Source organism: Flavobacterium sp. NKUCC04_CG (genome assembly GCF_019345525.1).
Lineage (GTDB): Bacteria > Bacteroidota > Bacteroidia > Flavobacteriales > Flavobacteriaceae > Flavobacterium.
This window is the reverse complement of sequence record NZ_JAHKRA010000005.1, coordinates 1-13,301: the sequence shown is the minus strand read 5'-3', so window position 1 is coordinate 13,301 and position 13,301 is coordinate 1. Positions and strand designations below refer to the sequence as shown.

At 38.2% G+C, this 13,301-nt stretch carries 13 protein-coding genes and 2 rRNA genes; 5 read left to right on the top strand and 10 right to left on the bottom strand.

What is annotated here, in order from left to right; translation table 11 throughout:
• Positions 1 to 55 precede the first annotated feature (55 nt).
• On the top strand, positions 56 to 778 hold the full coding sequence (locus tag KO524_RS05150; RefSeq protein ID WP_219291249.1) for an SDR family oxidoreductase: 723 nt from the start codon (positions 56 to 58) through the stop codon (positions 776 to 778).
• A gap of 31 nt (positions 779 to 809) precedes the next feature.
• Here KO524_RS05150 and KO524_RS05145 read toward each other — a convergent pair whose 3' ends face one another.
• The 6 genes from KO524_RS05145 to KO524_RS05120 form a co-directional block, all read right to left on the bottom strand.
• The gene (locus KO524_RS05145; protein ID WP_219291247.1) at positions 810 to 1,148 is read right to left on the bottom strand and encodes a hypothetical protein; all 339 of its coding nucleotides are present in this window, start codon (positions 1,146 to 1,148) and stop codon (positions 810 to 812) included.
• An 82-nt stretch (positions 1,149 to 1,230) separates the two neighbouring features.
• Positions 1,231 to 2,496, bottom strand: a complete 1,266-nt coding sequence (gene bioA / locus KO524_RS05140) for an adenosylmethionine--8-amino-7-oxononanoate transaminase (protein ID WP_219291244.1) — start codon at positions 2,494 to 2,496, stop codon at positions 1,231 to 1,233.
• Positions 2,496 to 3,479, bottom strand: a complete 984-nt coding sequence (bioB, locus tag KO524_RS05135) for a biotin synthase BioB (protein WP_219291242.1) — start codon at positions 3,477 to 3,479, stop codon at positions 2,496 to 2,498. The genes bioA and bioB overlap by 1 nt, the downstream gene beginning before the upstream one ends.
• A 2-nt stretch (positions 3,480 to 3,481) precedes the next feature.
• The gene (bioD, locus tag KO524_RS05130) at positions 3,482 to 4,093 is read right to left on the bottom strand and encodes a dethiobiotin synthase (protein WP_219291239.1); all 612 of its coding nucleotides are present in this window, start codon (positions 4,091 to 4,093) and stop codon (positions 3,482 to 3,484) included.
• Positions 4,094 to 4,098: 5 nt separating this feature from the next.
• Positions 4,099 to 5,202 (bottom strand): pyridoxal phosphate-dependent aminotransferase family protein, encoded by a 1,104-nt coding sequence (locus tag KO524_RS05125; RefSeq protein WP_219291236.1) that lies wholly within the window; start codon positions 5,200 to 5,202, stop codon positions 4,099 to 4,101.
• Positions 5,189 to 5,812 (bottom strand): hypothetical protein, encoded by a 624-nt coding sequence (locus KO524_RS05120; RefSeq protein WP_219291233.1) that lies wholly within the window; start codon positions 5,810 to 5,812, stop codon positions 5,189 to 5,191. The genes KO524_RS05125 and KO524_RS05120 overlap by 14 nt, the downstream gene beginning before the upstream one ends.
• Before the next feature lie 63 nt (positions 5,813 to 5,875).
• On the opposite strand from KO524_RS05120, the gene KO524_RS05115 reads away from it, so the two are divergent.
• Both KO524_RS05115 and KO524_RS05110 read left to right on the top strand, forming a co-directional pair.
• Positions 5,876 to 7,363: a PLP-dependent aminotransferase family protein gene (locus KO524_RS05115; RefSeq protein WP_219291231.1), complete on the top strand. Its 1,488-nt coding sequence runs from the start codon at positions 5,876 to 5,878 to the stop codon at positions 7,361 to 7,363.
• A 130-nt stretch (positions 7,364 to 7,493) separates the two neighbouring features.
• Positions 7,494 to 7,946 carry a hypothetical protein gene (locus KO524_RS05110; protein WP_219291228.1) on the top strand — a complete coding sequence of 151 codons (453 nt, stop codon included), beginning with the start codon at positions 7,494 to 7,496 and terminating at the stop codon, positions 7,944 to 7,946.
• A gap of 67 nt (positions 7,947 to 8,013) precedes the next feature.
• On the opposite strand, the gene KO524_RS15495 is transcribed toward KO524_RS05110, so the two are convergent.
• Complete coding sequence (locus KO524_RS15495) at positions 8,014 to 8,934, bottom strand: AraC family transcriptional regulator (protein WP_219291226.1); 921 nt, start codon at positions 8,932 to 8,934, stop codon at positions 8,014 to 8,016.
• Between the two features lie 150 nt (positions 8,935 to 9,084).
• On the opposite strand from KO524_RS15495, the gene ureA reads away from it, so the two are divergent.
• Entirely contained in the window at positions 9,085 to 9,705 is a 621-nt protein-coding gene (ureA, locus tag KO524_RS05100) for an urease subunit gamma (RefSeq protein ID WP_219291223.1), read from the top strand.
• Between the two features lie 163 nt (positions 9,706 to 9,868).
• Complete coding sequence (gene ureC / locus KO524_RS05095) at positions 9,869 to 11,581, top strand: urease subunit alpha (protein ID WP_219291220.1); 1,713 nt, start codon at positions 9,869 to 9,871, stop codon at positions 11,579 to 11,581.
• Positions 11,582 to 11,671: 90 nt separating this feature from the next.
• Here ureC and KO524_RS05090 read toward each other — a convergent pair whose 3' ends face one another.
• The 3 genes from KO524_RS05090 to KO524_RS05080 all read right to left on the bottom strand — a co-directional run.
• Positions 11,672 to 11,974, bottom strand: coding sequence for a hypothetical protein (locus KO524_RS05090; protein WP_219291217.1), 303 nt, complete (start codon positions 11,972 to 11,974; stop codon positions 11,672 to 11,674).
• A 1,006-nt stretch (positions 11,975 to 12,980) separates the two neighbouring features.
• Positions 12,981 to 13,090 (bottom strand): 5S ribosomal RNA (gene rrf / locus KO524_RS05085).
• A 111-nt stretch (positions 13,091 to 13,201) separates the two neighbouring features.
• Positions 13,202 to 13,301 (bottom strand): 23S ribosomal RNA (locus KO524_RS05080); the annotation flags it as partial.

Genomic DNA, 13,301 nt, shown 5'->3' with positions numbered 1-13,301 from the left:
TTTTATATCAGGTCGTTTAATGAAGTCTTTTTCAGTAACCATAGTAATCTATTTTATGAAACAAAAAGCTGTACTTATTACCGGAGCGAGTCGAGGAATCGGTTTGGCAATTGCCAAAAAATTAGCCGCCCAAAACTGTTTTGCAGTGGGTATGGCTCGCAACACTATGGGTATAGATTTTCCTGGAGAATTGTATTCTTGTGATTTACTCGATTTTGATAAAACCGCGTTGGTATTAAAGGAAATCGGGAACAAATACGATATTTATGCTATTGTCAACAATGTAGGAGTATCACTCCCCCAGCCTCTTGAGGAATTAGACTTTATTAGTTTACAAAATGTATGGTCCTTAAATGTACGGTCATCTATACAAGTTACACAGTTTTTTCTACCAAATATGAAGCAATTGAATTACGGTAGAATTGTCAATATATGCAGTAGAGCCATACACGGCAACGTGAATAGAACAGCTTATTCTGCAGCTAAAAGCGCCCTTATAGGGTGCACCAAAACATGGGCTTTGGAATTTGCCAAATACGGTATTACATCTAATGCTGTGGCACCAGGTCCTATAGAAACCCTTTTATTTCGCACATCGCGTCCCATTGGCAGTATGGCTGAAAAACAAACAATCAATTCGGTACCTATGAAACGAATCGGACAACCTCAAGAAGTAGCGGCTGCGGTTTGTTTTTTCTTGTCTGAAGAAGCCGGTTATATAACTGGGCAAGTATTGGGAGTAGATGGAGGTTCCAGTATAGCCGGTAAAGAGATTTGAGCCTCCTTACCTGCCATCTTACACTATTTAATTATATATCTTTTTTAAGAATCTCTGCTACAAACTCGTTAAGATCTGAATCAAAAGTTGGTTGTTGTAACAGCTCCATTGCTCTGGTTTTTAAGGTAATAAAATCTTCTTGAGTAAAACCTCCCCCAAAATTTTCTGCATAAAAATTACCAACAATCCCAAAAACACCATTAATCTCCTCCTCCTTAACCTCTTTCACAACCTGATAACGACCTCGTAATACACCAGCTGCGACATACGCACCTATAGCAATTAGATTTTCTATTTGCAATTCCGCTTTATTGGATTGCGCTTTGATTAACCCGTCTAGGTTTTGAATAATCAAGTCTTGAATATGCATGATTTAAATTGTTTATTACGGGGCAAATTTAAACAATTTATACCATAGCTTTCATTAATTATAAACCGACTTGTTGCATTGCTTACAATTCTTCCAAAGCTTCCTCTATAGCGTGATAAATATAATCCAATTCAGAATCTTCTATGCAATAAGGAGGCAAGATATATAGGATGTTTCCCAATGGACGCAACAAAATTCCTTTCTCTAGAAAATAAACATATAGTTTTTCTTTTAACGAACTGAAATAAGAGCTCGAATCCGTATTCCATTCCATAGCCAAAATTGTTCCCAATTGTCTGATTGCTTTAATTTTGGGATGTTGAGAAATCGATTTGGAAAATACCTTGTGTTTTTGAACTATGCGTCCAATATTTTGCTGTGTACTGGCTAACAACAACAGTTCTAAACTCGCTAAAGCCGCAGTACATGCCAACGGATTTGCTGTAAAAGAATGCCCATGAAACAGTGCCTGATGTTGATTGTCAGAGTAAAAAGCATTATAGATTGGCGCTGTACAAGTGGTGATTCCCATCGGCAAGGTACCTCCTGTTAAGCCTTTGGAAAAACACATCAAGTCCGGTACAGCAGTTAAGTGGTCTGTGGCAAATAACTTACCCGTACGTCCAAAACCCGTAAAAACCTCGTCTTGAATTAGCCAAATTTTATGACTGCGACAATAATTCATTAAAGTGCTCAATGATTCCGCATCATACATCAGCATACCTGCCGACCCTTGAACCAGCGGTTCATATATAAAACAGCATACCTCTGTAGCGATTTCATCTATTTGACTCTTTAAAGCAGCTAGGTTGTCTGCATTGGGTAAATCGATAAAAACCACATCAAAAAGCAATTCTTCAAAAGGATGTGTCCAGACACTACGTCCACTGACCGACATGGCTCCAAAAGTATCACCGTGATAAGCATTTTTAAACGCGAGGATTTTTCGTTTGGGCTGTTTTTGGTTAGTCCAATATTGCAAGCACATTTTTAAGGCTACTTCAACAGCGGTTGAACCGTTGTCCGTATAAAACACTTTTTGCTGATTGCTCGGTAATAGTTTTAGTAAATTCTCCGCGAGTTGTATTGCCGGCTCGTGTGTGAAACCGGCAAAAATGACTTGTTCTAAGGTGTTTAATTGTTCTGAAACACGTTGGGCTATATATGGATGTGCATGCCCATGTAGCGTTACCCACCACGAAGAAACCGCATCGATATACCGTTTTCCGTTTTCATCATATAAAAACACGCCTTGCCCCTTGACAATCGCAATAGGAGCGGCGGCTGTTTTCATCTGAGTATAGGGATGCCAATTGACTAACTGATCTCTTTCTTGTAAACTTTTCATTATACCATTACTTTTTCAACAACCATTGGCGTTAATCCGAGATTAGCGAACATTCTTTTATCTTCCGTCAAACCGGGATTGGGTGTTACCAAGAGTGTTTCTCGATCACCTGAAAAAATGGAGTTGGCACCAGCCATAAAACACCATCCTTGCTCTTCTTCCGTCATTTCAACACGGCCTGCACTAAGCCTCACCATCGATTTAGGCATTAAAATTCGAGCAGTGGCTATCATGCGAACCATGTCCCAGGTTTGTACTTTGGGCTGATTCTCTAAAGGTGTTCCCGGAACCCGAGCTAAAGCATTGACTGGTACCGATTCTGGATGCTGTGCTAAGGTTGCTAAAGTCAGCAACATCGACATCCGGTCTTGGTGCGTTTCACCCAAACCGATAATTCCACCCGAACAAACCGTAATTCCCGCCTTGCGAACGTGGTTAATGGTATTCAATCGGTCATCAAATTTTCGAGTACTGATGATTTCTTCATAATAATTTTCAGACGAATCCAAATTGTGGTTATAGGCATGTAGTCCTGCATCCTGTAATCGGACTGCCTGCTCCTCGGAAAGCATACCCAAGGTACAACAGACCTCTAAACCCAGCTCATTGACCCCTTTAACCATATCGATTATTCGGTCAAAATCACGGTTATTGCGCACCTCTCTCCAAGCTGCAGCCATACAAAATCGCGAAGAACCCGAGTCTTTTGCTTTTTGAGCATGGGCAATCACTTCGGCTGTAGGCAACAAAGCTTGAACTTTAATATCGGTATGATAGCGTGCCGCTTGACCACAATAAGAACAATCTTCTGGACAACCTCCTGTTTTAACGGACAATAAGGTACAAACCTGAATTTCTGTTGCTTTGTGCCATTGTCTATGTACTGTTGCCGCTTGGTAAATCAATTCCATCAACGGTTGATTGTATATTTCATATACTTCTTCTTTACTCCAATCAGTTCTAATTTCTAATGCTTTTTTCATTTTTATGCTAGTTTACAGTTTATTATTTCGTTCTTTTCTAGGGTTTTAAATTCCATAAGACGTATAATTTGGGTATTTATTCCGATCTGTTTTAAAAGGATCCTTGCAGTATCTTCATCCATATCGCCGTTGAGCACCAAGTAAGCAATCGGAATTTTTTGTTGCTTTAAAAATTCTATGGCCAATAAAGTATGATTGATACACCCGAGGTAATCGCGAACGACCAATACTACTTCTGCCTTAAACTGATGTATCAAATCAACCATAAAAAATTCATCCGAAATCGGCACCAATATTCCTCCTGCTCCTTCGATTATCAATCGATTGGAGGTGATTGGAAGTTCAAAATCGCTGCTTTTTATTACAATTCCCTCCTTAGCCGCTGACTTATGTGGCGAAGCAGCGAGTTTTAATCGGTGGCGCTCGGGGTGAAATTGTTTTCCTTGTTGATCTACTAATTTTTTAACCATATCGGTATCGCTATTATCTAAATCTCCCGATTGGATCGGCTTCCAATAATCGGCCTTTAGCTGCTGTACTAAAACAGCGGAAACAACGGTTTTTCCAACGCCAGTACCAATTCCGCTTATAAATAAATTCTTTTCTTTATTCATGTTTTTTACTTATTTAAGTGATGTATTAATTGAGCTATTTCATCTTTAGAATTAAAGCTGTGTATACAAATTCTCAAACGTTCTTGTCCAATAGCTACTGTAGGACTAACAATTGGATAAACCGTAAAACCATGACTCACCAACTGTTGAGCCTTTTCTTTTACAGCGCGGTTTCCCGGAATGACGACCGATTGTATGGGACTTAATAGTTCCGTCACCACTTGGGATTGTTGTTCCTTATAAAAACGCAAGTTATCTTCTAATAGAATTGGTAAATCACGGTGTTTATCCAAAAAGTCATACCCTTTGTCTATGGCAATCCACTGTACCATACTTGCCGAAGTACTGTATATAAAGGGACTGCCAAAATTGATGATCAATTGCTGTAATAAATCACTACCCAATACAGCAGCACCATGGCATCCCATGGCCTTTCCATAGGTTACTACTGTAGCAAAAACCTTAGCTTGCAACTGATAATGGGCTACTAATCCCCAACCATAGACTCCAAAAGCATGCGCCTCATCGACCACTAATAAGGCCTTATGTTTTTCGCATAAAGCAACCATTTCTTTTAGGGGTGCAAAGCTGCCATCCATGGAATACAAACTCTCTATAACCACATAACAATTGCCTTTTGCTCTCATTAACAATTGTTCTAAATCGTGCAAATCGTTATGTTTAAACTTCCATTTTAGAGCCTGATTTAACCGACAACCGTCGTGTACAGAGCGGTGAATATGCTCATCGATTAAAACGGTTTCTCCACGCTGAGGAATACAAGACAACAGACACAAATTGGCTAAATAACCCGATGAAAATAAGCTTGCCTTTTCCACCTGATGCAACCTACTGATTTTCTTTTCTATCCATTCTACATAGACCGAGTTACCAGTGAGCAAGCGCGATCCCGTACTTCCAACTAAGCTGGCTTTGTTGGCCTGAACCGCTTCAAAAACCATTTCATGATATGCGCTGTTACGCGCCAATCCCAGATAATCATTAGATGCAAAGTCAATTTGCTGTACTGGTTTACCCAAACTGCGAAACAAGCCGTTATCCCTACGCGCATTTAAGCGTTTATTTATACTATCATCAAACGCTTTCACGATAGTTGATTTCTTGTATTAAAGCGCTAAACCATTCGTCGTGCAATTCATTTTCTAGCGCAATAATAATATCCGCTACCGTCTTCCAATCTTGTGAAAACAAATCTAACTGCGCAATCATCTCTTCTAAATGTCCTGCTTCCTCTAGTATAATTGACTTAACCATTACCCGACTCTGCAAACGAGTCAAGACTTCTTGGTATATAGGATATAAAGCATCTGCGCGTACTTCAATAGCGTAGGTTACAAACAAATAAGCCGCATGCTTTAGTTGACTGCTCGTCAATTGATAATGCTTTTTTAGAAAACGACAAGCCTTACTATCCAATTGGTTTAAATATTGTTTGGTCGAAACTGCAGCTAACAAGTCTGAAGATTGATAAGTCAAACACCAATTGTTGTTAAGCTTGAGTATTTGTTTCTTTAAATAATAGGCATGCCGGTGTTCTTCTGCGGCGTGCTTTAATTGCAATAAGGTGACTGTTATAGGATCTTCACAGTGCGATATTTTTCGCGCACCTGCGTTTTCCATAAACGACAAAGTATTCAGGAATTGAGCATGACTACGGTCATTTTTAACTATATGTTCCAATAAATTATTCCAATCCATAGTTAGTATTTTCAGCAAAAGTAATACCTTGCCCGGACAAACAAACCTACCAGTTTTTAGATTATGAATAGTCCGGTTGATGTTCCCTTTAAGAGTTTTATAGTCATTGATCGCCAATCAAGCACTGCTGTTTACCTACAAATTGCCACCCAAATTATCAATGCCATTCAGCGCGGTTATTTGGTGGCGGGTACCGCATTACCAGGCAGTAGAAGTTTAGCTAAAACCCTTGAAGTTCACAGGAATACTATAGTTTCAAGCTTTGACGAACTAAACGCTCAAGGTTGGATAGACATCGTGCCAAATAAAGGCACTTTTGTAGCGGGAAAAAAAAGTCAAAAACCTCAAAAAATAAATTCATTTCTACAAACCGATCTGGCACATTACCCCACACGTACCGGTTTTGTTTTTAAAAAAAATAACATACTCGACCATCCGGTTGATCAGTCTAAAAGTACCTGGACTTTTACCGATGGTATTCCCGATATACGCTTATCACAAATAGCGCAACTTTCAAAATGGTACAGTGCCCATTTGCAGCGTAAAAGCAGTCAAAAACACTTGGGCTACCATCAACATGAAGGCAATGAATACTTTAAAGAAAATCTAGCCAATTTTCTAAATCTCTCTCGAGGACTACACATTTCTAAAAGTAACATCATGATTACACGCGGTATTGAAATGGGTATTTATATTGCTACAGAAATGTTGATAGAACCTATGGATGTAGTATTGGTAGGAGAACTGAGTTATTACGCGACCAATATGATTTTTCAAAAAGCGGGTGCCACCCTACTTTCAGTCCCCATGGATGAAGAAGGTATCGATGTAGACGCTGTAAAAAGGCTTTGCGAAACCACTAAAATTAGGATGCTTTATCTAACGCCGCATCATCATTATCCCACTACAGTAACCTTAAGTGTCGAACGCCGAATTGAATTGCTTCGTTTGTCTGCCCAATACGGCTTTATCATCCTAGAGGATGATTACGATTACGACTTTCACTATAACAGCAGTCCCATTTTACCCCTAGCTAGCGCCGATAGCCAAGGTATGGTTGTATATATAGGTTCTTTTTGTAAATCATTGGCTCCCGGGTTTAGAACGGGTTTTATAGTAGCACCGGAAGAATTAATACGCGAACTTCACAAATTCTTAAATATCATTGATCAACAAGGTGATGTTTTAATGGAAGGGGTACTCGGAGAAATGATTGTGGAAGGAGAAATCAACCGTCACCTCAAAAAGGTCTCTAAAATATACCAACAGCGACGCGATGATTTTGCCGATTTACTTCAAAGTCAATTGAATCCCTATATCGATTTCACCATACCTACCGGCGGACTTGCTATATGGACACAATGGGATACCGGACTTAATTTAATGCGCATAAGTAAAGAATGTTTAAAACAAGATTTATACCTACCAACTCCCTTATTATATCAATCTAAAAACATCACAGCAATGCGATTGGGATTTGGGAATTTTAATCAAAATGAAATGGAATTAGTTGTAGATAAATTATATATTGCTGTTAAAAAATCTATGTAAATACACATATATAGCTAAAATATCTACTATAAACTGATGTATTGAAGTGCTTTTATCATCTTGTAAAACTTAGGTATTGCTGTCGTTTAAATATTAATTGGTATCTTTGCCGCAAACAAAAATCATTCTAATGAAAAAATTAATTTATATGTCAACTTTAGTGTTGGCTGCTTTAACTATCAACAGCTGTAGCAGTAGTGATGACAATAATATTCCTAATCCGATTGACCCGGAACCGTCAAACAAGTTGATTGGAAAATGGGAAGCAACAAATTTAACTTATACCTATCCAGCAGGAACCAATACACATCCTTTTGCTACCATTAAAGAAGGTTGTGCTGTAGATATTATTGAATTGCTTCCACTCAAAGTGGGTACAGTAAAAGTAGAAAATAAAGTAGGACAAAATTGTGAAGGTTCAACTGACGTTGTAGCTTGGAACGATGAAACAATTAGCGTAGTTGGAGAAGAAACCAAACGTACGATTATTTCAGTAAACGATACGGAATTGGTATTAAAATATAAAATGAATTACCCAAAATTTGGAACTACAGATGTGACGGTAAGTTATACTCGCAAATAATTCAAAATTGTGAAGTAATCAACAAAAAGTGGTCGAATTATCGACCACTTTTTGTTTTATATAAAATCTATATTATGCCTTTGGATTTCATTTTTTCTGCCTTTATTGCTATAATTCCATTATTTATGCGATATGCTGTAGGAGTTATTCCCGTTATTTTTTTAAAGAATCGCGTAAAATAAGATGCTGAATGAAAATTTAGAGCATAGGCTATTTCTGCAATATCTTTGGTTGCATCTTGCAATAAAATCTGACTCCTACGTATAAAAATCTCATTAATCCACTGTTTGGTTGACATACCCATGACTCTTTTTACGCATTTATTTAAATAGTTTTCAGAAACAGCTAACAAATCCGCATAGAAAGCTACCGGTTGATGTTCCATATAATGATCCTTAACCAGCTCTTTAAATTTATATAATATTTGCACATCGCGCAGATTCCACGATACATCTTCAGCGTGATAAGAAAGCCGCGATAAGATAGAAAAAAATAAATTTAAATAAATGTCTGCACGATTTTGAGGTTGCTTTAACTCTTCATCTAAAATGATAAAACTGGCCAACATTGCTTTCATTTCATACAAATCCAATGGAAAGAAAGGCGCATAATTATAATAAAACGGCTTGGCATTATGCCAAAGAAAATGCGTTAAAACCTCTTCTTCATAAATAGCTATAAAGCCCTCAACATCTTCGGATACTTCAATGGTTTTAGTGCGAATTCCCCTATTTACATTTAAACATTGTCCCTGTAAAACAGGATATTGTAAATCTTCATATTGTTGTATAACATGTCCATGAGTAACGAAAATCAAAAAATTAAAGGTGGTTTTATAAACTTCATTAGTATGCAAAATTCCCTTGAAATAGTCCTGAATACTATACAATTGCAGGCTATTTCTATTAAATAAAATATGGGGAGATGCCGCAGGTAGAAAGAGTTTTTTAAACTCTTCATTCGTTATGAATTTAGATGGTATTTCCACGATTTAAAAGAAATTTGCTATAGGTAAAGATACGCAAAAAGCAGCTTATTTACAACGGTAAATAAGTTGAAAAAGTACTAGCATAGTCCTGATTTGTATTATTAGTAGCTTGATTATAGTGCTACTTTTGCCATCTAATAAATCGAGATTATGTATTTAACAAAGCAAGAAAATGAAAAGTTATTATTGTTATTTGCCGCAGAAATAGCAGGGAGAAGGAAGCAAAAAGGCCTCGCCTTAAATTATCCGGAAACCATCTCTTATTTTTGTGGACACATTATTGAAGGTGCTCGAGAAGGCAAAACAGTAAATCAACTAATTGAAGAATGTAATCATCTGCTAACGGCAGATCAAGTTATGCCTGGGGTTGCGAATTTACTAGTTGATATGCAAGTTGAAGCTACCTTTCCTGATGGAACAAAATTAGTTTCCTTACAACGACCAATTCCTATAAACGAAAACGATGTGGCTCCTGGAGCCTACGAATTCGCAGATGAAGATATTGAATTATTACCAAATCGTGAACGCATGACTATTAAAGTAGTCAACAGCGCCGATCGTCCCGTACAAGTAGGATCACATTACCACTTTTATGAAACCAATCCCGCCTTAATCTTTGACCGCCAACCTACTTTAGGCTACCGTCTTGATATAGCATCCGGATTATCTACTCGTTTCTTACCAGGTGAAGAGCAAATAGTCAACCTAGTAAAATATGGGGGAACTCAAGAAATATACGGATTCACAGGAAAAGTAAACGCTGCTTTATAGTGTCTAAATGGTTTAAAAAACAATCCTCTTAGAACATATCATAAAGAATCACTCAAAAGTAAACAGGAAAAATTGCCTTAAACGACTGTTTTGATACAACCAAAACAAAATGCAGAAGTAGCGATTGTTTAAACACTTTTGACAAACAAATATTAAAGGACACATGAAAAAAATAAATAGAAAAGAATACGCCAGTTATTATGGCCCTACAACTGGAGACAAGGTTAGACTCGCAGATACATCTTTGTGGATTGAAATTGAAAAGGATTTCACCACTTATGGAGATGAATGTTTATTTGGCGGGGGAAAAGTAATCCGCGACGGTATGGGACAACACCCAACAGCCACCCGTGCAGATGGAGTACTAGATACCGTAATCATCAATGCTGTAATCGTAGATCATTGGGGAATTGTAAAAGCAGATATCGGTATTAAGGACGGTATCATTGTAGGAATCGGAAAAGCTGGTAACCCTAATGTTATGGATGGTGTAACGCCAAACATGACCATCGGTGTTGGTACGGAGGTTATTGCTGCAGAAAATTTAATCGTTACTGCCGGAACCATTGATACCCACGTACACTATATTTGTCCACAACAATTTGATGTGGCCTTACAAGCCGGTACCACGACTGTAGTTGGTGGCGGTACCGGACCAGCTGCAGGAAGTTTGGCGACGAACTGTATGTCTGGTGTTTGGAATCTAAGAAAAATGCTATTGGCAACAGATACTATTCCCATTAATTTCGTATTTCTTGCAAAGGGGAATAGTTCTAGTGCCGAGGCGTTAAACGAAGTAATAACCGCAGGTGCAGGTGGCATGAAAATTCACGAAGATTGGGGAAGTACTCCTTATGTACTGAATAACTGTTTGGAAGTAGCAGACGAAGCAGATATTCAAGTTTGTATTCATACAGACACCTTAAACGAAGCTGGTTTTGTAGAGGATTCCTTGAAATCATTTAACCATCGCACCATACACACTTATCATACTGAAGGTGCTGGAGGTGGACATGCTCCAGATTTATTAAAAGTAGCTTCCTACGCCAATATTTTACCCTCTTCTACTACACCAACCAATCCATTTACCATCAATACGGTAGATGAACATTTGGACATGATGATGATCTGTCATCATTTGGATAAAAACATTCCAGAAGATCTCGCTTTTGCGAAATCGCGTATTCGTGTACAAACCATTGGTGCTGAAGGCGTCTTACAAGATTTAGGAGCTATCAGTATGATGAGTTCAGACTCACAAGCTATGGGAAGAATTGGAGAAGTAGTTAGCAGAACCTGGCAAATTGCCGATAAAATGAAAAAAGATAGAGGTTCTTTGGGAATTGACGTAAAAAACGACAATTTCAGAGCGAAACGTTATATAGCCAAATATACCATTAATCCAGCTATAGCACATGGAATATCTGAGCATGTAGGCTCCATAGAAGTTGGAAAAATGGCAGATATCGTTTTTTATAAACCATCAGCTTTTGGTGTAAAACCAGAAATGGTACTTAAAGGAGGTATTATTGCTTACGCAGGTATGGGAGACCCAAATGCTTCTATATCAACACCACAGCCCTATATGTATCGACCGATGTTTGGTTGCCATGGGGATGTTGTTGGACAAATTTCTGCCTTGTTTGTAGCTCAACAAGCTATAGACAACGGCCAGATTAAGGAACTAGGCGTTACCAAAATGCTTAAACTCGTATCTAATTGTAGAACGGTCAAAAAAACAGCGATGATTCATAACGATGCATTACCAGAAATTACTATGGACCACAGCACTTATGACATCAGAATTGATGGTGAATTAGTTCAAGCAACTCCATCTAGTAGCTTGCCATTAACACAATTGTACTTTCTAGCCTAATACAACAAGCATACACTTAAAACAAACTCAAAACCGAAAAACGGGGCAAATATAATGTTTATATTTAGCCCCTTTTTCACGTATAAATATTTAGAATTTTGCTGAAATAACGATTCTTTTAAATGCGTAAAAAGCAGGGCTTTTTGGGAATTTCTGTGCTATTCTTCTCTTAAATTCCATAGTAAATTCCACCTGAATCGATTCACTCATACGTTCAAAATAAGGTACTAAGGCTGAACCTGAGATAAAATCATAGAGTTCAGAAGCTTCATTAACTACAATCGGATAAATCTTTTCATATACCGTAATATCTTTCGCATTTTGCTCAAATAATATTCGTGCATATTCGTCTATACCCAAAACGGGAGATTCTCTTTTCCAGTCTATAATCATGTCACCCCTACGGGGTTATACGAAAATGATATATTATTATTATAAACAACATTCCCGTGTGACGTCTCATTTTCTATAATCATGTCACCCCTACGGGGTTATACGATAATGATATATTATTATTATAAACAACATTCCCGTGTGACGCATCATTTTCTATAATCATGTCACCCCTACGGGGTTCTACGAAAATGATATATTATTATTATAAACAACAATCCCGTGTTACGCATCATTTTCTATAATCATTTCACCTCTACGGGGTTCTACGAAAATGATATATTATTATTATAAACAACAATCCCGTGTTACGCATCATTTTTTATAATCATGTCACCCCTACGGGGTTCTACGAAAATGATATATTATTATTATAAACAACAATCCCGTGTTACGCATCATTTTCTATAATCATTTCACCCCTACGGGGTTCTAGGAAAACGATACATTAATATTGTTACAAAAATGAAATTTTATGTATTAGCAAAATCCCTATCGTTTCGTCTGCGACAAAACGATAGGGATTTTGTGCCGTGGCGCTGCGCTTTTATGTATAATTCCTTAGAATAAAACCCCGGAGGGGTGACATGATTCTAAGGGCGGATACGCCTATGGGCCTATTCGCTTATGAGCAGAGAATCCCGTAGGGGTGAAAGAATGCTAGACAATAAAATGTTGGTTATGGAAAACCCCGTAGGGGTGACATGATTCTAAGGGCGGATACGCCTATGGGCCTATTCGCTTATAGGCAGAGAACCCCGTAGGGGTGAAATAATGCTAGACAATAAAATGTTGGTTATGGAAAACCCCGTAGGGGTGAAATGATTATAAAAGCGGATACGCCGATGTGCCTATTCGCTTATAGGCAGAGAACCCCGGAGGGGTGACATGATTCTAAGGGCGGATACGCCTATGTGCTTATTCGCTTATAGGCAGAGAACCCCGTAGGGGTGAAATGATTATAAACAAAAAACCCCTAGTCTGTGAAGACTAGGGGTTCTCTAAAGAAAGGCGACGACATACTCTCCCACATAAATGCAGTACCATCTGCGCTAACGGGCTTAACTTCTCTGTTCGAAATGGGAAGAGGTGAGCCCCGCTGCAATAACCACCTTAAATCGGTTGTTATCCAAAACTCTGGAATAACGAATATCGTAACATACGAAGATATTTAAATACTTGTATTTTTGTAGAAAGTCATCCTGTCCCGTTTAATAAACGGGACAGTACACATAAGCTTACGGGTTATTAGTACTACTCGACTATGACATTACTGCCTTTACATCTATAGCCTATCAACGTGGTCATCTCCCACGACCCTTTAAAG